This is a genomic window from Pedobacter sp. (genome assembly GCF_045628745.1).
Lineage (GTDB): Bacteria > Bacteroidota > Bacteroidia > Sphingobacteriales > Sphingobacteriaceae > Pedobacter.
The window spans coordinates 1-21,658 of the sequence record NZ_JAZQPU010000045.1; the positions used below are offsets into that span (position 1 = coordinate 1).

Here is a 21,658-nt window from a genome sequence, read left to right on the forward strand (position 1 = left end):
TATTAATTATAAAGAGGAGCGGTTTGAAGCAATTGCAACAGATATTGATGCTGTAATGGATACCATGGGTGGTGATATTTTATATCGTTCTATCAATTGTGTTAAACGCGGAGGTAGCGTTGTGTGTTTGCCTTCTTCCACCAAAGATGATCCTAAAGCGATAGCCCTTGCCGAGGAAAGAGGCGTAAGCCTTATTTGGTTTATGGTGAAGCCAGAAAAGGAAATGTTGCAGCATATTGCAGATTTGCTGGGAGAGGAGAAACTTACTGTAGCCGTTGAGCAGGTATTTTCAATGGAAGAGATTGTACAGGCGCATGTAACCATAGAGGCGCATAGTGTACGAGGGAAAGTTGTACTTTCTGTAACAGGAGAGTAAGGGACTGCTTAGTTATACGATATAATGAGAGCGCATCCAATCCAGGGTGAGTCCACATTCAGTCCACCCTTTGTTTGGTAAAACGTGGACTCACCGTGGACTGAATGTGGACTCACCGTGGACTCACTGTAAGGTGACACCTTTGCTACAAAAGCAAAATGCCTGTCGAATTAACGGCAGGCATCCTTGTTATTGAATATAAACTATAGCGCTTAATCACAGTGTGGAACGGTAAAGGTCCATGTTTCTGAATCTGCAACTGGCATGGCATAACTGAATCCCTTATTGGCCTCAAACCAAAACTTTTTTCTTACCGTATGCCTGGTGCCGGTTTCATTCATGGAAAAGCTATCATACAACCTACCATTGATCATCACAAATTTTATTTTCTCAGAATTGCGGATATCTTCTAATGGATTTCCATCCATGACGATCAAGTCTGCGAGTTTGCCTTTTTCAAGGGAGCCAATTTCTTTATCCATACCCAGATAAGCAGCACCGTTTGCCGTAGCACACCTAATGGCTTCAAGCGGCGTCATGCCACCTTGAACCAACATCCACAATTCCCAATGTGCGCCCAAACCCTGGAGTTGCCCATGTGCACCTAAGTTTACCTTTGTTCCTCCATCGGCAATTTGCTTTGTTGTTTTAGAAACCTCAATATGACCATAGTCGCCATATTCTGCTGTAGCTCTTCTTCGTGCACGCTCATCAACAATAGATCTGGGTGTATAAGCCATTAACCTTTCATTCTCCCAAACGTTGGTTCTGTCGTACCAATAGTTTTCTCCCCAGAGAGAACCATAACTTACAATCAGCGTAGGGGTATAGCCTACTTTAGTATTGTTCCAGAAACTTGTTACATCTTTATATACCGGGGCAATAGGTATGCTGTGCTCTATACCTGTATGGCCATCCACAATCATATTCATGTTGGTGGCAAATGTTGAACCCCCTTCAGGCACCACTAACATTTTTAACTGCCTGGCTGCTTCAATAATTTGCTGGCGCTGTTCACGGCGAGGTTGGTTGTATGATTTCACTGAAAAGGCACCGACTGCTTTTAGTCGACGTAAACTTGACAATGCGTCATCCAGACTATTGATCTCCACTTTAAAATCACCTTCAGCACCGTATAAAATGGAACCTGTAGAATACACCCGTGGACCAATCATTCTGCCTGCCTTCAGCATTTCACTCTGGCTGAAGACCATTTCTGTATTGCTGGAAGGGTCGTGCGCTGTGGTAACGCCAAAGGCAAGGTTAGCCATATACGACCAGTCTTGCTGCGGACTAATTCCATCAGGACTGGTTCTTAAATGCGCATGCACATCAACAATTCCCGGCATAATGGTTTTTCCCTTCACATCTACAATAATGGCATTTTCTGGAATATCAACCTCAGTAGACTTTCCAATGTTGATAATTTTATTGTTCTCCACCAGGATGGTTCCTTCTTCAATTACATTGGCACCATTGACGGTAATAATTCTAGCCCCTTTTAGCGCCAGCAAGCCTGTGGGGGCATCACTTTTAATCCGTAGCCCTATAGCAATACCTGGCTCGCTTTCCTGGTTAACTGCTGTGTTAACTTTTTGCTGTTCCTGCTGTGCAAGGGTACCGAAATTAAAAGCCTGTTGCACGTCTTTGCTAAAATATTCTTCACCTAATGTCCAGAATAACTTCTTGCTGTCGGCACTCCAATGGATATAACTGCCTCCATCTTTACTGACCTTAGTGATAGGGATGGAGGTATTTAAAGCAGAAAGGTCCAGGGCTGATCCTGCATTGACCATTGGCGTAATATAAACGTTGAACAAGGCAGTGAAGGCCATCCATTTACCATCAGGACTAGGTTCAAAGGAATTTGCATAAGTAGAAGTGTAGTGCGTCAATTCATTGGTGCCTTCCACAGAGATGCTTTTAAATGTTTTTTTACCATCACCGTTACTTTGGAAATAAATCCTGCTATCGTCGGCATTAAACTTAGGCTTAATGCCATGATCAGTGATAATTGCTTTTCCACCGCCTGTAGCAGTGATGGTATATATGCCTTGTCTTTTGCCGAAAAAGGTGCCTAAAACCAAATTGCCACCGCCTTTTCTATAAACAATTTTATCCCCTTTATGAGAATAAGAGGGCGAGTAATAAAAACCTCTTTCATCTGTAAGGGTAAGCGTTTTTCCAGTTTTAAGGTCAGTTCTTTTAATGGCACCTTTAAACTCATCGCTCCAGGTGGTATAAATTACAAACTTACCATCAGGACTGATGTTAGGTTCAAATTCAAAATCAGTGCCATTGGTTACCCTTTGTGGCACGCCGTTGGGCAATTCTTTTTTATATAAATAACCTGCAGCATTAAAAATGACTGATTTCCCATCTGGCGCAGTACAAAGCTGCCTGATCATCTTTACAGAAAAGTCAGCGTTGTAAACCTGCTGCGGGAAATGTAAAGCTTCCTGTACGGTTTGGCTGCTGTTCACCTGAAAAGGTATTTCTGTTATTTGCTGGGTGCCAATAGCTAACTTCCTTATTTTACCCTTTGCATAGAAAATGAGGTTTTTTGAATCTGGCGTCCATGCAAAGTTGGGGTAAACACCAAAGATAGCCCAGGTTTCCTGCTGATCGCGACTAAGCTCATCATATACTGGCCATTCTTCGCCGGTGCTGAGGTTATGCAGGTATAAAGCTGTTTTTAAACGTACCCTTTTTACATAGGCCATCAATTGACCATCGGGAGACACTTGTGGCCTTGCCGCACCGCCTTGTTCCGCAATTAAATTGCTCAGTTTTCCATTGGCTAAATTCAATTGGCGAATGGCATAGATCATGCCATTGGGATCCTTGTTGTATTCAAAGGTAGGGCCAGGACTCACGTCTTCACTGAAATATACATACCGGCCATTGGGAGATACATTAGGTTCTCCGGCATCCTGCTGGTCATTTTTTCTCTTGGTCAGCTGCACGCCATTACCGCCATATATGCTGTACATCCATAATTCGCCTGCACCTATAGAGCGCGTACTTGTAAAATGCTTCCTGGCAATGAGGTATTCACTGCTAGGCAGCCAGGTAGCATTATTCAATAACCTAAAGGATTCTTTAGAGATTTGGCGCTTATTGGATCCATCACGATTCATGATCCAAATGTTATCTGCTCCACTTTTATCACTGGTATAAGAAATATATTTGCCATCAGGGCTAAACCGTGGTTGTATATCCCAGGCTATACCACCACTTAACAATTGGGCAGTTCCACCTGTTATGGGCATCACGTAAATATCCCCCAGCAGGTCAAAAACAATTTCTTTACCATCAGCACTTACATCAAGATTCATCCATGTGCCTTCATTGGTGCTGATATTGAAGCTCTTAACGTTGCCTTTAAGTTTTTCAATATCCCACTTGGAATTTTCTTTCTTATCTTGGGAAAAAGCCGGATATAAAAGGATTGAAAACAGGTGAAAGAGTAGAAATTTACGCATTTTTAAAATGGGTTATTTTTGCTATTTATGCCTGCAATTTAATAAATACAGATCGTTTTTATAGTTTTGAGCCATACCTTTTATGAATAAAGCAGCTATATTAAAACAATACTGGGGATTTGATACTTTCAGACCTCTGCAAGAAGATATCATTGATGCCGTATTAGACAATAAAGACACCATGGCCCTGCTACCAACTGGTGGTGGTAAATCTTTGTGTTTTCAAATTCCTGCGATGGTTAAAGAAGGCATCTGTCTGGTTATCTCGCCCTTAATTGCCTTAATGAAAGACCAGGTAGAGAACCTAAAAGCCCGGGGCATTGATGCTGTAGCCATTTATGCAGGGATGGGTAAGAGGGAAATTGATATCTTGCTGGACAACTGTATATATGGCAATATCAAATTTCTTTACCTATCTCCAGAACGCCTGCTTTCAGAAATTGTAAAAGAGCGCATCTCTTACATGAACGTCAACCTCATTGCTGTAGATGAGGCTCACTGTATTTCGCAATGGGGTTATGACTTCAGGCCGCCATACTTAAAAATTAAAGATTTACGGTTAATTCTTCCGGAAGTGCCCATCATTGCCCTTACAGCAACGGCAACACAACATGTAAGAGCTGATATTATTGACAAGCTGGAGCTTACTGCTCCGCAGGTATTTGTGAAAAGCTTTGCCCGAAAAAACCTTTCTTATGTGGTGTTTGACCTGGAGGATAAATATAGAAAGTTGATCGATGTTGCCCGAAATGTGAAGGGCTGCGGTTTGGTGTATGTAAGGAACAGGAGAGAGACAGCTGAAGTAGCCTCTTTTCTAAACAGAAATAAGATCTCAGCAGATTATTACCATGCCGGTTTAATGCGGGATGAACGCTCGCGTAAGCAGGAGGATTGGAAGAATAATAAAATCAGGATCATCGTAGCTACAAATGCATTTGGGATGGGTATTGATAAGCCCGATGTTCGCTTTGTGGTGCACCTCGACCTCCCTGAAAGTTTAGAAGCCTATTACCAGGAGGCGGGAAGAGCGGGGCGTGATGAACATCGTGCCTTTGCTGTGCTCCTTGCTAATAAAAATGACCAGCGCTCGCTTCAGGAAAAATATACGAATAATTTTCCTTCTGTTGCAGAAATCAAAAAAACATATCATTACTTGGGCAGTTACTATCAACTTGCTTATGGTGTTGGACAGGGATTGACGTTTCCTTTTGACCTCGCAGATTTTTGTAAAAAATTTAACCTTGGGGTACTCAAAACTATTGCTGCCCTTAAGTTTTTGGAGCACGATGGTTATTTAACCTTATCTGAAAACACCTTTTTGCAGTCGCGGGTGTTAGTGTCGGTGAGTAATGAAGATCTTTATCGTTTCCAGATTGAAAATGCAGGTTTCGATCCTTTAATTAAAACCTTACTGCGCTCTTATGGCGGCGCCTTTGATCAATATGTAGGTATTAAGGAAGATGACCTTGCTAAAAAGTTAGGCATTTCTTTCAATACTGTGGTTGCCATGCTCAAAAGATTGCAAGATCAGGAAATTATTTCTTACCTGCCACAAACCGATCAGCCGCAGTTACTTTTTATCTTACCGCGTCAAGACCAGGAACACATGGATATTGATGTTAAATATATTGAACTTCGCAAAAAACTGCAGGAGGACCAAATTAATGCTGTTTTAGCTTATACCAGTACTTTTAATTGTCGCAGTGTGCAGCTGCTTGCTTATTTTGATGAACCTCATTCTGCAAAATGCGGTGTTTGTGATGTTTGTATAGCAGAAAAAAAAGCACTTGACCTTGAAGAACTGTCGGAAAGAATAGATTTTGAAATTGCCACTGTTTTGCAAAGTAATTCGCAAACCTTAACGGACCTGGTCAATGAACTACAATCTGGAACGGAGACTGAAAAGTTAGACCGCATTAGAGAACTTTTAGATGCTGGGAAAATTAAAACCGACGGAAAAAACTATTACTTATAAATTATGTTCATTAATTGAATTTAATTAATTTGCACCATTACGCTGTTGAAGCTGCTAAAAGCTTTATCTAAAAAACAAATATTAAAACGAATGAAAAAACTGAGCCTTCTTGTTATAGCCTTGCCTTTATTGATTACTGCCTGTAATACGGCATGTATTGAAGATGCTGGTGTACGTGTAGAGCACGTACAATCACTTAAAGAATTTGATGAACTTGAGGTAAGAGGTCCTATAAAAGTAATTATCCAACAAGACAGCAGTTATAAGGTTCGTATTGCGGCAGATTCTAACGTAGTGGATGAAGTGAAGGCATCGGTAAGCGGTGGCACACTGAAATTGAAACTTGATTCTGATAAATATTGTGGAAGTGATTCTGTAGTCATTTATGCAGGCATTAAACTATTGAAAAAGATCAACCTTGAATCGGGGAGTAAATTACAATCTACTTCCTTATTGAATCTGCGTGATGTAGAAATGAACTTAAACGGAACTACACAGGTAGACCTGCAATTAACGGCAGGGAAGTTGACTACTACTGTTGATGGTACAGCCAAAATAGCTTTATCAGGACAAGCAGGGGAGCACATTTTAAATTCTACCGGTGCTTTAAGCCTGAATGCCTTTGATTTTGTGGTTGCAAGGTATAACCTTCATACTGAGGGTGTCAATGCCTCTAACATCAATGTGTTGAATGACCTGAATGTCGAAACATCTGGTACCAGTGAAACCTTTTATAAAGGCAGTCCTGTAAAGATAAACAAGAAAAAGGCAGGTACCGCTAAGCTTGAAAAAGTTAACTAGGTGAGTATTACAAAAAACAACAAAAAGGTTATCCGTTCATGGGCCTATTTCGACTGGGCAAACTCGGCTTATAACCTTGTCATTACTTCTACCATTTTCCCGGCCTACTATTCTATTATTACCACAACTGCAGAGCATGGTGATAAAGTTAGCTTTTTTGGGATGAGTTTTGTTAATACGGCTTTATCAAATTATGCCTTAGCAGCGGCCTACCTTATTATTGCCTTGATGTCGCCTGTATTGACTTCTATGGCTGACCATAAAGGAAACAAAAAGGTCTACATGAAGATTTTTACCTATCTGGGTGGTTTTTCCTGCTGTTGTTTGTATTTTTTTAAGCTGGATACTTTAGAACTTGGGGTCATTTGTTTTGCCCTTGCTGCCATTGGTTATGCCGGTGGCTTTGTGTTTTATAATTCTTATCTCCCGGAAATTGCTACTGCTGATCAGCAGGATGCGGTGAGCGCAAAGGGCTTCACCTATGGTTATATAGGAAGTGTTATTTTACAGCTTATTTGCTTTGTGTTTGTTTTAAAACCTGAGTGGTTTGGTATAACTGACGCCAGTTTTCCACCACGCCTGTCTTTTCTGTTAGTCGGTATCTGGTGGATGGCCTTTGCACAAATTCCTTTTAAAGTATTGCCAAAGGGGAGTCCTAATTTCAATGCTGCCGAGCAAAGGAAAATCTCCAGCGGATTTAGAGAACTGCAGAAAGTATGGCAGCAGATTAAAGAAATGACTTTAATGAAAAGGTTTCTATTTGCTTTTTTCTGCTATTCTATGGGTGTTCAAACCGTAATGCTGGTAGCAGCAAGCTTTGGTGAGAAGATCTTGCATCTGTCGACATCGAGTTTAATTGCCGTTATCCTGATTATCCAATTGGTTGCCATTGCTGGCGCACAGGTAATGTCGAGGTTTTCAAAATATTACGGTAATGTTAATGTTTTGATTTTTGTAGTGCTGCTGTGGATCATGATGTGTATCTGTGCCTATTTTGTTAACTCAGCTACGCAATTTTATATGCTTGCTGCTGTAGTTGGCTTGGTTATGGGGGGCATACAATCCTTATCCAGGTCAACCTATTCAAAATATATTCCTGAAAAAACTGCCGATACGGCTTCGTTTTTCAGTTTTTACGATGTTACTGAAAAGCTTGCAATTGTAGCCGGATTGGCTAGCTTTGCATATATTGAAGAGCTTACCGGGAGCATGCGTAATTCCACTATTGCCCTGACTTCATTTTTTGTGTCAGGTTTATTATTGTTGCTCCTGCTTAAAAAAGCAGAGTCTAAATCAGTAGCCTTGCCTACTCCTCATCACCATAAGATCATCTAAATGAAAGTAGAATTATTTGTTCCCTGTTTTATAGATCAGCTGTATCCTGAAACGGCTTTTAACACCATCAAACTTTTGGAAAAAGCAGGCTGTGTGGTGAGCTATAATGCCAATCAAACCTGCTGCGGGCAACCTGCATACAACGCTGGCTACTGGGATGAAGCAAAGGAAACAGGAACGAAGTTTCTGAATGATTTTTCCGAGCACCAATATATTGTTGCACCCTCTGCTTCCTGTGTGGGCATGGTGAAGAGTGGCTTTAATGATTTATTTACGAATACTATTGTGCATAATAAATGCAGAAATATTCAAGGGCATATTTATGAACTTTCTGATTTTTTGATCAACGTACTGAAGAAAGATTATTTTGGGGCTGAACTTGAAGGGAAAGCTGTTTACCATGACTCCTGCAGTGGGTTAAGAGAGTGCAAGATTAAAGAGGAACCACGACAACTGCTGTCTAAAGTTCATGGTTTAGAGATGGTGGAAATGAAAGATACAGATATGTGCTGCGGTTTTGGCGGCACTTTTGCTGTTAAGTTTGATGCTATCTCTTCTGCAATGGCAGAACAGAAAGTAAATAACGCCCTGGAGCAAGGTGTTGATTATATCATTTCAACGGATCTTTCTTGCCTGATGCACTTGCAGGGTTACATTGACAAAAATAATATTGCCTTAAAAACCATGCACCTTGCTGATGTGTTGGCCAATGGCTGGTTAGAAAACTAAAAGAAAAATATATACCTATGAAAGCAATCGTATTAGCCGTTGCAGGCCTTTTCACACTTACTACACAATTACAAGCACAAGAAAAGAAAACTGGAGCTATTCAGTTTATTACCAATGTAGATCCTATAGCGATGGCAGAGGCAAATGGCTTCAAAATGAACCCAGAAATGCAATCCAGAATGCAAACTATTAAAATGCCTTATGAATTGTTGTTCAATGCTACAAACGCAAGTTACATGAAAGTAGAAGAGGTAGAAGACAGCAATAGCGAAGGAGGTAACAGGGGAGGTTTCCGTATGGGAGGTTTTGGTGCCGGTGGTAACCGTGATTACTATTATGACCTGGCTACTCAAAAATTAACGGCAGTATTTGACCTTCGCGATACCACTTATTTTATGGATACGCAGTTAGGTAAAGCAGAAGCGCCAATGGCAATGAACAATCAACCTGCTGCTGCAGCACCTGTGGTAGAATATATCAAATCTGACGAGACTAAAAAAGTAATTGGCTTCAACTGTCAGAAAGTTACGGTTAAAACCACCAGTAAACGTAAAATACAAGACGAAGAGAAAGAAATTATCACCGAAAATGTCGTTTGGTATACCAAAGATTTAGGGTTTAATTTCTCACCAAACCCTGCCATCTGGACAGAAGGAGCAGTATTGGCCATTGAAGGTAAAGGCTCTAGTACAGTGGCTACCAGTATAGAATATAGAAAAGTAAGTGCTAAAGATGTAGTGTTACCAAAAAAAGGTAATGTAATTACAGCTGATGATTACCAGGCAAAAATGGAAGCGATGATGAAAAACAGGGGCGGCCGACAAGGAAATGGCGTTAGAAATGTTGTCATAAATTAGTATTTTACCTTAACTTTGCTTTTCAAAATCACATTGTAGGTGATTTTTAATTCATATAAATATTTTACTTTATAAATCATAGTTGTAGATGATTAACATTACACTGCCTGACGGCTCTGTTCGTCAGTATGAAAAGGGCACAACAGCCCATCAAATTGCACTGTCCATTTCTGAAGGTCTTGCACGGAACGTTTTAGCTGCTGAGGTTAATGGCGAAGTGTGGGATTCAACAAGGGCTATACAAGAGGATGCTGCTGTTAAGTTATTAACCTGGAATGATGTAGCGGGTAAGGCTACTTTCTGGCACTCTTCTGCGCATATCATGGCAGAGGCCCTGGAAGAACTTTATCCGGGTACTAAATTTGGTATTGGTCCGGCAATTGAAACAGGCTTTTATTATGATGTAGATTTTGGCGACAGAGAATTTTCTTCGGATGATTTCAAAGCCATTGAAGCCAAGATGATTGAAATCGCTAAACAAAAACAAGTATTTGTTAGAGAAGCGGTTGCCAAAGCTGATGCTTTAAATTATTTCACTGAAAAAGGTGATGAATATAAACTGGACCTGATTGATGGCCTTGAAGATGGAAAGATTACTTTCTACACCCAGGGTAGCTTTACAGATTTATGTCGCGGTCCACATATTCCTCATACTGGTTTTATCAAAGCGGTGAAATTAATGAATGTTGCAGGTGCATACTGGCGCGGCGATGAGACAAAAAAACAATTAACCCGTATCTACGGTGTGACTTTTCCTAAAGCAAGTGAACTTACTGATTATCTTCACTTAATAGAAGAAGCGAAGAAAAGAGATCACCGTAAATTAGGTAAGGAACTTGAGCTATTTGCATTCTCTGAGAAAGTTGGTGCAGGTTTACCTTTATGGTTGCCTAAAGGTGCTGCTTTGCGCGAAAGACTGGTGCAGTTTTTAACCAGGGCACAAAGTAAATCTGGCTATGAGCAGGTGGTTACACCACATATAGGACACAAGAACTTATATGTTACTTCGGGCCATTATGAAAAATATGGCAAGGATGCTTTCCAACCTATTAAAACACCACAGGAAGGAGAAGAGTTTTTCTTGAAGCCGATGAATTGTCCTCATCACTGTGAAATTTATAAAGTTAAACCGCGTTCTTACAAAGATCTTCCTTTACGTTTTGCTGAATTCGGTACGGTTTACCGTTATGAGCAAAGTGGTGAGCTTCATGGCTTAACCCGTGTTCGCGGCTTTACTCAGGATGATGCGCATTTATTCTGTCGCCCAGATCAGGTAAAAGAGGAGTTCAAAAAGGTAATTGACCTGGTACTTTATGTATTTAAATCTTTGGGTTTTGAGCATTATACAGCACAGGTTTCTCTTAGAGATCCATTAAACAAAACTAAATACATCGGAACAGATGAAAACTGGGAGCTTGCGGAAGCTGCAATTATTGAAGCCGCAGACGAGAAAGGTTTGACTACTGTAGTGGAATATGGTGAGGCTGCTTTTTATGGGCCGAAATTAGATTTCATGGTTAAAGATGCTTTAGGCAGAAAATGGCAACTAGGTACAATACAGGTAGATTACAATTTACCGGAACGTTTTGAACTAGAATATACAGGTAGTGATAACATGAAACACCGCCCGGTAATGATCCACCGCGCACCGTTTGGTTCGTTAGAACGTTTCATTGCTGTATTGATAGAGCATTGTGCCGGAAACTTCCCTTTATGGCTTTCTCCAGAACAATTTATCATTCTTCCTATCTCAGAAAAATATGAAGAATATGCGAAAAAAGTTTCAGATGAACTAAATAATTCCGATATTCGCGGTTTGATTGACTTTCGCGATGAAAAAATCGGCAGGAAAATCAGGGACTCTGAAGTTAAAAAAATCCCTTATATGCTGATTATTGGCGAAAAAGAGATGGCAGAAGGCAAAGTTTCGGTAAGGAAGCATGGTGATGGTGACTTAGGAGAAATGAGCTTACAGGAATTCAGAGAGTTATTAATTAAAGAAATTACAATTTAAATAAGAAATAAATTTGGCATTAGGCAGACCAGGATTTAACAGGGGACCACGTCCTCCTTTTAAGAAAAAAGAAGCAGAACATAACATTAATCAGTACATCAGGGCTCAAGAAGTGAGATTAGCTGGAGATAATGTTGAACCGGGGATCTATCCTTTGGCAAAAGCTTTGGCCCTTGCCGACGAATTGGAATTGGACCTGGTAGAGATATCTCCAAACGCAGTTCCTCCCGTATGTAGGATAATTGATTACAGTAAGTTTGTTTACGAGCAAAAGAAAAAGCAGAAAGAAATTAAAGCTAATGCTAAACAAACAGTTATTAAAGAGATCCGTTTTGGACCGAATACCAATGATCATGATTTTCAGTTTAAACTAAAACACGCGATTAGTTTCCTTGAGAATGGTGAAAAGGTTCGGGCATATGTTCACTTTAAAGGTAGGGCAATTGTATATAAAGAACAGGGTGAAATTTTGTTACTGAAATTTGCACAGGCCCTGGAGGATATAGGTAAAGTTGAATTGTTACCTAAATTAGAAGGTAAGCGTATGTTTTTAACGCTTGCTCCGAAATTGCAAAAAAAATAAGTAAATTACATAAATAAACAAGGTTATGCCAAAAATGAAAACCAATTCCAGTGCTAAAAAGCGTTTTTCGCTTACTGGAACCGGTAAAATCGCAAGGAAGAACGCATACAAAAGCCACATCTTAACAAAGATGTCTACTAAACGTAAGCGTAACTTAGGCCACACTAGTATGGTGTCAGCTGCAGATACAGGTAACGTGAAACGTATGCTTTGCATCGGTAAATAATTTAATTTTTAACCAGGTACCCGGTAGTAAGTTTGCTGAAATACGCAACACCGTTTATCAAAAAACAACAACACTATGCCACGTTCGGTAAACGCAGTCGCTTCGAGAAGAAGAAGGAAAAAAGTCCTAAATATGGCCAAAGGCTATTGGGGATCAAGAAGTAAGGTTTTCACTATTGCCAAAAATACGGTAGAAAAAGGTTTGCAATATGCTTACCGTGACCGTAAAGTTAAGAAAAGAGAATTTCGTGGATTATGGATTCAACGTATCAACGCTGGAGCTCGTCAACACGGTATTTCTTACTCTCAACTTATTGGTAAGTTAGCTAGCAAAAACATCGGTTTAAACCGTAAAGTTTTAGCTGATTTAGCGATGAACCATCCAGAAGCTTTTAAAGCTGTAATTGATACAGTTAAATAGATAGAACTTCAAGGTTATAAAAAAAGGGAACTGTTATGGTTCCCTTTTTTTATGTCTTCTATTTTTTTAGTTTCTGCCCAATTGCGAAAGTGACTTCTGCATTTGAGCCATCATATTGGTTAATGTTTCTATGGTAGGTTCTGGTGTAGGGTCTGGCAGGGTAGAACTGAAATAAGCCTTTGCTTTCCAGATCTCCAGGATGTCTTCTGCGGCAATTGCATAAGGATCATACACTTTGTTGTCTGAAACCAGCTTAAGCTCTTTATTCTCTTTAAAACGATTGCCTGCGCGCTTATAGACAACGCCTTCATTTTTGCTGATGATGACATAGGTTTCACCGGTCTTTACATCATTCCAGTTGTCAAGGTATTCGCCAACAATAATACTTCCTGGTTGAATAGGCAACATAGAATCTCCCATAATTTCAAAAGCCCTGAAAGTTCCCTGTTTAAGGTTAGGCAGTGGCAAGTGGAATTTTGGTAATTCTCTTATATATTCAGGATCTGAAAAGCCATTCAGGTAGCCCGCACTTGCTTTCACCGGAACAAGCTCAATATTCTCATTATCTTCCTTATCTACTGAAATACTTAAGATACGTAGGTTTGTTCCCTGGCTTTTTAGTTTAGGTTTCCACTTATCGTTGATTTGTTCATTGATAAACTCATCAATGGTCAATTCATGATATTCTGCTATTTTCTTTAGCAAATCATATTTGGGTTCCGCCCGGTCTTCTTCATAAGCACCAACCAAAGATCTTTTAATCCCAATAGCATCAGCGAATTGCTGTTGAGTCAGGCCCTTTTTTTTCCTGAGGTACTTAAGGTTAGCTGAAATATTTGACATAAAATAAATTTAAATATTATTTTGTTTTTACTAAGATAGTTAGTATTATTGTACCAATAAAGTTAGCAATATTTATTCGTTGTACAAATATATATACTAATTAAATTAGTTGAAACAATTTAAGATTAAAGCTATGAAAAAATTTGTCTACATCTTAACCGATCGGAACAGAACCAGTCTACATGTTGGTATGAGTGCTGATTTAATGAAGACGCTGGATTTCTATAAACAGATGCCAAGCTTATTTTTTGACATGGGGCAGCAATTAAGCCGGCTGGTTTATTTTGAAGAGTTTAAAGCTGAAAGTCAGGCTTTGCATCGTTTTAAAATGGTGAGCCGTTTTACCAGAATGCAAAAAGAACGCCTGGTGCGTTCTTGTAATCCCGATTGGGTTGATTTAACGATTGGTTTAGATTTTGAACATATCGTAAGGAGTAAGGTGATTAGCACCCAGGCGGCAATGCCCTTAAGCAGGGCTTAAACTTACCAGCCCGGTGCAAACGTTAAACCAAATACGCCAGCTGAAACATCTTTGCGCTGAAATGGGAAAGCATAATAGGGTTCCAGTACAAAGTATCCAAACATATTTACCCTGAGGGAGATACCGGCACTCAAAGCAGGTACTCTTTCTGCAGGTGTTCCATTAGGCAAAAGCACCCCATTAGGCTGACCTTTAAAGGAAATGGTAGAGCCTTCATTCCAAGCCAAACCGGCGTCAAAGAAGAGGTTTAAATCAGAGAATAAAAATTTGGATGGGATCTGGGCCAGTTTTTTTGGTCCTGTAAAAGGTAATCGCACTTCAAAGTTAAAGATTGCAATTCTACTTCCCGAAAGTTGGTTGATGTCAAATGTGCCTCCTGCATTCTGGTTGTTATAAAGTGAATTTGCCTCATAACCACGAATGAAATAAGGATAGCCGATAAATAAAGGATATAAGTTTTCACCTTCAGAACCAAGACGCATATAGGTTAATGCTCTCGCTGCAAGTGTAAATGGCTTTATGCGCACATACTTTCTACCGTCGGCACTGATCGCACTGAACTGGTAATCTCCAAAATTCTGTTCTCCACCAATTTTATAGCGGAAGCCTTCTAAAGGAGAGGTCATTCCCATGATGGCACGATCGCCAACAAAGGCGCCATTTAAGTTGTAAATAGAAAAGGACCTGAAATTTATTCCATATTCCTGTTCGGCTTGCGCTGTAGGGACTTTCTTTTTATCGGAGCCCAGGTAGTAGCCAATCATTCCATTTATATTTTCATAGAAATTACTGATTCTTTCTATGCGATAGCTGTACTTTGAAAAGGAGGTTCCAAACTCAAAGCGATGTGACCTGTTGAAAGGGTAAGATGCAAACAGCTGTGCCTGGTTTTCAAAGGTGCGGATTATATTGGTCCTGTCATTATACACTTCTAAAGGATCACCACCTTCCACGGGAATAGTTTCCGCTACTATTTCTCTAAAGCCAGTAATATAAGGGATATGGGAAATGCCAAGACCCCAATTGAGTCTTTTCTGCTGGTTAATATAACCTACCAAACCACCAAAGTCGTATATTTCTCCATTGATGGCCAGGTTAGCGATGATTTGGTTTCTTCCAAGAATATCGCTGAACATACCCACTACGCCACCGCTCATGCCTGTGCCGAAAGTACTGGTTGACACACCCACACCACTATTGGCAAGGTAATCTAATCTGAATTTTGGACGATAGGCGATTTCGGTTAAAGAATCTTTTGGCGTGGAAAGGAGGGTAGCGAAATTAGCTAAATTTGGGTTTACAATATTTACAGCAACGTTTTCCATGGGAGGTAAAATTGCAGCATCAAAGTTAACAGCCTGTGCATCTACAGGGATAGCTTTAAAGTTTTGCCTACCTGCATTGTATAAGGTATAACGTTGCGCACGGTAATAACTGTAAACGATATCATCATTGCGGGAAACGGAGATGGCAGGGGAGAATTCAGTAATACCACTGATACCTGTAAAATAATCTGTCAACTGGTTTAAGCTGCCAATGGTAAGGTTGTATTCGTAAAGATTCCTGAAGCCATCTCTGTTGGATAAGAAGAATATCCTTTGGCTATCTCCAGAAAACTGTGCGTTCAAGTTATTAGCACTAGGAAATACAGGTAGGTTAGTTAGGGTTTTACTTGCAATATCATACACCGTTAGGTTAATAGGATGCACCGCCTGAATGGCATTGCTGCTTACAGAGGCGCGGTCTGAAGAAAAAATCAACTTTTTGCCATCAGGGGAATAACTTGGTGCATAGTCGGAATACACATCATTGGTAATCGCACTAATTTCTTTGGTGTCCAGGTTATAAGAGAAGATGTCACTTTGACCTTCCACCATTCCCGAGAAAGCGATATGCTTACCGTCTGGCGACCAGGTGAGGTTACCAAATTGTTCTACTTTATTCATTCCAGTTCGGAGCAGGACTTTTCGTTTTTCAACATCAATGATCATCAGTTGGTTTCGGCCTTTGCTGAATATGCTGAAAGCAAATTTCTTACTGTCTGGCGACCAGGCTCCCGCAGATTCCAGGAAGTTGAAATCATCGATATGGCTATTGGAGATCTGGCTACTTAATTTTTTTAAGATTTTACCTGTTTTAGCATCAGCAAGAAAAAGATCAATGCCAAAAAGGTCTTTTTCAGACATGAAGGCAAGATATTTTCCATCAGGGCTCAATGCGGGAGCCACATTCATGTTACCCGCATTTTTATTATCAATAATTTTTGTTCCTGTAAGCTTTATCTGTGAGCTGTCTTGTTTTAACAAAGGGCGATAATGAGTTTCAATTGCATTTTTCCAAAGTCCGGATAATGCTTTGTCATCATAACCCAAGGTATATTTTAAGCCGTTTTCATAACCATACTTAGCGGTATTTTTGAGTAAGGGCACAATAGTAGTATCACCATATACAGAGCCTATAAAAGTCCAGAAGGCTTGTCCATAACGATAAGGGAAATATCTGTTGGAATTGGTAAGGTCTTTTAAGGAAGGAATATCACGGTTAAGCAAGGCATCTCTCATCCACATAGAGGTGAAAGCATCCTTTTTACCCACAGAAAGGTATTCTGCCATGCCCTCAATCATCCATAAAGGTACCTGGCTAATGTTTTCAATACTGATGGAATCGGTTTCAAGCAGCGTGTGGTATTGGAAAGCATGTACCAACTCATGACCTAACACATGTCGTGTTTGGTTAGCGAGCTCTGTAACAGGCATAATCACCCTGTTTTTTAGCGCCTCTGTTACCCCACCTGTACCTATGCCTATATCACCCTGCAGTGCTGTGGTCTGTTGAAAGTCGGGATGATTACTGTAAAGGATGATGGGGTTTTTCTTTTTCATTGTATCACGGAAGATTTCCTGATGCATCTTATACCAGATTTCAGCATCCTGGGCAAACTTCTCCATGAGTTTCTCATTCTTGAGATAGTAGTAGATTTCAAAGTGTGGCGTTTGCATCACTTTGAATTTGACATTTTTGTACCTTACTTTGTTCTGGCCAAAGTATTGAGCCTTAACTGATAAGGTGGATGTCAGCAAAAATAACAGACTAAAAATTAACCGCATAAAAATTGTATTTATTTTCATAAGCTATTTATTTGTTATTAAAGAAATGTTATAATGCTCAACCATCACCTTGTTGATGCTTTTTGAGCCTTCAGGTGATAACTTTAGCGTTGATTAGCTTGCTGTTCTTCTTTTTTATCTTTTTCTAATTTACGTTGTTGTCGCCTCAATTCTCTCTCTTCTTTTTTGGTTAATGGAACAACAGTTTCCGTCTTTTGTGGTTTTGTATCTGTTGGTTTTTTTTCTTCAACACTCTGTGCTTGCTGAGGTTGATCCTGGGTTTCATTTTCCTTAAAGAAGGGATCTCCAGTGTCTAAGGAATCAATTTGCAGGGTATCGCTGTCGGAGGTTTCAGGAACGTATCTCGGCGTTGGACAATTGTATTTGATATTTATTTTTACAGTAGGCTTTGGAAAAGGACCATAAGTATAGCCCGTGCTTTCATCATGGTAAACCTTTTCCATAAACTTAGCGAAAATAGGAAGTGCTGTTCTGGCGCCTTCGCCGGTTTCACCATTTTTGAAGTGTGCAGTACGTTCGTCACAACCTACCCATACACCAGTAACAAGATCTTTGGTAATCCCCATGTACCAGGCATCTACATAATCTGAGGAAGTTCCTGTTTTACCACCTATCTGGTTATTCTTTTTCCATAAATCCCATTCCCATAAGGCCTGTGAGGTGCCACCTGGTTCTTCCATACCGCCTCTAAACATATAAAGCATCAGCCAGCTGATTTCTTCCGTGAGGACACGTGTTTTTTTGGCTTTAAATTCCTTAATTACTTTACCATCAAGATCGGTAATTCTTTCAACTAATATTGGGTCTGTCTTGATGCCATTATTTAAAAATGTACCATAAGCCTTGACCATTTCGAACACAGTAACATCATTAGAACCCAAACTCACTGAAGGAACGGATTCTAATTTGCTGTCAATACCCACTTGATGTGCCCATTTAACCACATTATCCCAGCCCACTTTTTCTGTTACCTGCGCAGTAATGGTATTTACAGATCTTGCCATTGCCAGTCGCAAAGACATTTCCTGGTATGTATTAGAATAACTTGAGTTTTTAGGTTCCCAAACTTCTGTTTTACCATGTTCCTGGTAAGAAATGCTGACAGGTTTGTCGGTAAAAGTATCGCAAGGTGATAAACCACTTTCCAGGGCAGCAAGGTAGGCGAAGGGTTTAAAAGTAGACCCTGCCTGACGTTTAGACTGGTTGACGTGGTCATATTTAAAGAATTTATGGTCAATGCCACCTACCCATACTTTGATCTTGCCTTCAAAAGGATCCAGAGTCATCATCCCTGTATTTAATATTTTACCATAATACGCAATGGAGTCCATAGTTGAAAATAAAGTATCCCTGTCGCCGTTCCAGGTAAATATCTTCATCTTCTTTTTCTTATTGAAATAAGCATCAATGGAGTCTGTGTTATTGTTGTACTTTTTAACAAGACTGGCAAAAGCAGGCAGGTTTTTTTTGGCCCGTGCCGGGTAATCTACTTTGTTTTTTTCTGAGTCGTACCAAGGATCTTCTTTACCCCATACACTATAAAAGCGTCTTTGTAAGGTTTTCATCTGTTCGTTGACTGCTTCCTCCGCATACTTTTGAAGTTTCGAATCAATAGTGGTATAAATTTTCAACCCATCTTCATAAAGATCGTAGCCATTTTCTGTACACCATTTCTCAAGGTATTTAGCTACTGCAGACCTTAGGTAAGAATCGCCATCACTACTGTCGTCAACCTGACCTTCTTTAAGTTTTAATGGGCTATTTTTATAAGTATTCAATTGCTCATTGTTGATATACTTATATTTATTCATTTGGGCGAGGACCACGTTCCTACGCTCTAATGCTCTCTCTGGACTTCTTAAAGGATTATAAGTAGTGGTACCTTTTAACATTCCCACTAATAAGGCAGCTTCTGGGATATTTAAATCCAATGCTTGCTTGTCAAAATAAACTCGTGAAGCGGTTTTAATGCCATAAGTATTATTACCAAAGGAAACCGTGTTAAGGTACATGGTGATGATGTCATTTTTAGAATAATTTGATTCCAGTTTAATGGCAGTCATCCATTCCTTGAACTTTGTGATAACGGTACGCACAACAGGAATATGTTTGATGACTCCCTGTGCTTTGTTATATCTTGTGCGGTATAAATTCTTGGCTAATTGTTGTGTAATGGTACTTCCACCTCTTTTATCTCCTGTAGCAGTAGAAATTGTACTGGAAATAAGCGACCTGAAGTCGATACCGATGTGCTGGTAAAATCGCGCATCCTCTGTTGCCACCAGGGCATTTATTACATTTGGTGAGATTTCATTGAAGTTTACGGGAGTCCTGTTCTCTTTAAAATAGCGTCCAATTAATACACTATCTGCTGTGTAAAGTTCAGAACCTACTCTTTGGGTTGGGGCTTTAATATCCTTATAAGAAGGCGAATAGCCAAATAGCCACAAGAAATTTAACTGAAGGGCAGAAAAGAAAATTAATATGCAGAAAACAAATATGAATAGATAACGAATGTACTTGTTACTAATTTCTTTAAACATGGATAAATATCTATAAATTGTTAAACAGTTTTAGTTAAATAATGTTAAAATTTGCTAGTTCTTAAACACTGTTGAGATAACAAAGAAAGACATTTTTCACCAGTTTTTAGAATTTTAAAAGATTAGATTGAATGTGTAATTAAGCAGCAATCAACCTAAGCTAACATACTTGAGGAATTATTATATAGGCCGTCTCTTAAGAATGATTCACTATATTAAAATACCGAATTATGAAAAGAGAAAACATGTTGTCGAAACAGTATGAAGTTAAACACTTTTACCGTTTATGAAGGTTACCTGGATATTCATATTAATTCATTGTTCTTTAAGTTACGACTGGAGCTCAGCGGCAGGAAGAAAACTCCAATTCATAAATCATTCTCCCAAGGTTTTTCATAAAGGGATAACAAATAGTCTCATATTCATAAATGCCATCATTGTAGATTTCATTGTTGTTGGATTGAACCACTGCAGTTAAGAAAAATTCCACTTTATGCTTTTCATCTTTGAAATAAGCATTATCAATGATGAATCCATAGGAGTCACCATATTTATTAAAGATCTTTAAATCTGGATTGATTTGCGCAACTTTTTCTCTGCCGTAATAAAGCATTTTAGCATAGGTAGGCCAGAACTCTTGAGGATTATATTTTGGGTAATCACTTTCTGTAGGTAACTTACTCATATAGGTGTGAATGAGTTGATAATCTGCTGAAGTTAAATTGAATTGCTCTTTAGCAGGGTAGGCTTCTGGTAACATGAGTTTCATCATCAACGTTTGTTGGTCGCTTATAGGAAATGCATTTTTATTTTCCAGATTGAAAGGCTTGTTCACCATTTGATCATTGCTATCCAGGTAAGCTTTTCCCATAACGGTATTGGTCAATTTTAAAGGATATTCTTTAGGATCATATTGTGCTTTTTGGGTGTAAACTAACTTACCATTAGTGTAAAAACGAATTGGGTTGGTGTGTTTAGAGGCTTCTCCTGCATCACCAATAGCCAATCGGTTTAAGATCCTGCTGTTGTTTAAACCATATTTTGTAAGCTTTGCATTGAGCTCAGCTCTGCCTATAAATTCAAATAAGCGGTTAAAAGCATCATTGTCGCTCGTTAAAAGAATTTTTTTGATGTAATGACCTATAGAGGGTAAGCCATTTTCTGCAGTAAGGTCTTTATCTACTTTTGTCTGTCCTATAAAATTGCTATCAGTAATCATGGTACTATAGGCAGTCAGTCCTTTTATTTTTAGTTCGTTCACCTTTTCAAGGGCAAATATGACTGCAGCGAGTTTTACTGTGCTTGCGGGATAAAAATAATGGTGATCATCGAGGTTATAACTATAAGTCTTAAATGATGGTTTATTTTTTTTGTCGCGGATAACCTGTGTATAGCGTATTTGGACCTGATGTTTTTGGGAGTGATTTATGATGGTAGAAAACAATTCGGGTTTACCATTCATTAATTTTTCAAGTAACAAGGTGTCGGTTTTTTGTGCCATAGATTGTAAACTTAAAAAGCAAAGCAGGAACGAAGTTATTTTGAACATAAAATAGAATTTACTGCGCTAAATATAGGAATAAGATCTTTGTAGAGGCTCACAAATTTGATACATTTGCATGCTTGTTGCTGCTCAAGCGATCTAAATAAGGTATTGCTATCTTCCTTGTCTATTCTTTTCAATGCTAATGAGTTAAATATAGCGACATCTAAATGAATATGAATTTTAAGCACAAAATACTCTTTTCCTCTCTACTTTTATCTTCACCTTTTATTTTAGTAAACACGGTCAATGCTCAAGAGGACCAAAATTTAGATGAAGTAAGTCGGATCGTAGCCATGTCGTTCTGTGGGCCAAGGAG

16 protein-coding genes are annotated in these 21,658 nt (G+C 39.3%); 11 read left to right on the top strand and 5 right to left on the bottom strand.

What is annotated here, in order from left to right:
• Positions 1–376 (top strand): zinc-binding dehydrogenase (locus ACR2F7_RS01950; RefSeq protein WP_432711929.1); only part of this gene is annotated, 376 nt, incomplete at its 5' end.
• 212 nt (positions 377–588) lie between these two features.
• On the opposite strand, the gene ACR2F7_RS01955 is transcribed toward ACR2F7_RS01950, so the two are convergent.
• Positions 589–3,861 carry an amidohydrolase family protein gene (locus tag ACR2F7_RS01955; protein ID WP_432711930.1) on the bottom strand — a complete coding sequence of 1,091 codons (3,273 nt, stop codon included), beginning with the start codon at positions 3,859–3,861 and terminating at the stop codon, positions 589–591.
• 82 nt (positions 3,862–3,943) lie between these two features.
• On the opposite strand from ACR2F7_RS01955, the gene ACR2F7_RS01960 reads away from it, so the two are divergent.
• From ACR2F7_RS01960 to rplT, 9 genes are all read left to right on the top strand, one after another.
• Positions 3,944–5,836 carry a RecQ family ATP-dependent DNA helicase gene (locus tag ACR2F7_RS01960; protein ID WP_432711931.1) on the top strand — a complete coding sequence of 631 codons (1,893 nt, stop codon included), beginning with the start codon at positions 3,944–3,946 and terminating at the stop codon, positions 5,834–5,836.
• 90 nt (positions 5,837–5,926) lie between these two features.
• Positions 5,927–6,637: a head GIN domain-containing protein gene (locus ACR2F7_RS01965; RefSeq protein WP_432711932.1), complete on the top strand. Its 711-nt coding sequence runs from the start codon at positions 5,927–5,929 to the stop codon at positions 6,635–6,637.
• Entirely contained in the window at positions 6,638–7,972 is a 1,335-nt protein-coding gene (locus tag ACR2F7_RS01970) for an MFS transporter (protein ID WP_432711933.1), read from the top strand.
• Positions 7,973–8,701 carry a (Fe-S)-binding protein gene (locus ACR2F7_RS01975; RefSeq protein ID WP_432711934.1) on the top strand — a complete coding sequence of 243 codons (729 nt, stop codon included), beginning with the start codon at positions 7,973–7,975 and terminating at the stop codon, positions 8,699–8,701.
• 17 nt (positions 8,702–8,718) lie between these two features.
• Positions 8,719–9,558: a hypothetical protein gene (locus ACR2F7_RS01980; RefSeq protein ID WP_432711935.1), complete on the top strand. Its 840-nt coding sequence runs from the start codon at positions 8,719–8,721 to the stop codon at positions 9,556–9,558.
• Between the two features lie 88 nt (positions 9,559–9,646).
• Complete coding sequence (gene thrS / locus ACR2F7_RS01985; protein WP_432711936.1) at positions 9,647–11,572, top strand: threonine--tRNA ligase; 1,926 nt, start codon at positions 9,647–9,649, stop codon at positions 11,570–11,572.
• 13 nt (positions 11,573–11,585) lie between these two features.
• Entirely contained in the window at positions 11,586–12,155 is a 570-nt protein-coding gene (gene infC / locus ACR2F7_RS01990) for a translation initiation factor IF-3 (RefSeq protein ID WP_432711937.1), read from the top strand.
• A gap of 25 nt (positions 12,156–12,180) precedes the next feature.
• Entirely contained in the window at positions 12,181–12,381 is a 201-nt protein-coding gene (gene rpmI / locus ACR2F7_RS01995) for a 50S ribosomal protein L35 (RefSeq protein ID WP_133551816.1), read from the top strand.
• Between the two features lie 75 nt (positions 12,382–12,456).
• Positions 12,457–12,801 carry a 50S ribosomal protein L20 gene (rplT, locus tag ACR2F7_RS02000; protein WP_108555434.1) on the top strand — a complete coding sequence of 115 codons (345 nt, stop codon included), beginning with the start codon at positions 12,457–12,459 and terminating at the stop codon, positions 12,799–12,801.
• Between the two features lie 66 nt (positions 12,802–12,867).
• On the opposite strand, the gene ACR2F7_RS02005 is transcribed toward rplT, so the two are convergent.
• A complete protein-coding gene (locus ACR2F7_RS02005) occupies positions 12,868–13,644 on the bottom strand; it encodes an XRE family transcriptional regulator (protein ID WP_432711938.1) in 777 nt (258 codons plus the stop codon).
• Between the two features lie 133 nt (positions 13,645–13,777).
• Here ACR2F7_RS02005 and ACR2F7_RS02010 point away from each other — a divergent pair, with 133 nt between their 5' ends.
• Entirely contained in the window at positions 13,778–14,125 is a 348-nt protein-coding gene (locus ACR2F7_RS02010) for a GIY-YIG nuclease family protein (protein WP_432711939.1), read from the top strand.
• A gap of 2 nt (positions 14,126–14,127) precedes the next feature.
• Here the strand turns inward: ACR2F7_RS02010 and ACR2F7_RS02015 are convergent, their stop codons facing one another.
• From ACR2F7_RS02015 to ACR2F7_RS02025, 3 genes are all read right to left on the bottom strand, one after another.
• Positions 14,128–17,232: a basic secretory protein-like protein gene (locus tag ACR2F7_RS02015; protein ID WP_432711940.1), complete on the bottom strand. Its 3,105-nt coding sequence runs from the start codon at positions 17,230–17,232 to the stop codon at positions 14,128–14,130.
• Between the two features lie 104 nt (positions 17,233–17,336).
• Complete coding sequence (locus ACR2F7_RS02020; RefSeq protein ID WP_432711941.1) at positions 17,337–19,796, bottom strand: transglycosylase domain-containing protein; 2,460 nt, start codon at positions 19,794–19,796, stop codon at positions 17,337–17,339.
• 343 nt (positions 19,797–20,139) lie between these two features.
• Positions 20,140–21,297: a serine hydrolase gene (locus ACR2F7_RS02025; protein WP_432711942.1), complete on the bottom strand. Its 1,158-nt coding sequence runs from the start codon at positions 21,295–21,297 to the stop codon at positions 20,140–20,142.
• Positions 21,298–21,658: the final 361 nt, after the last annotated feature.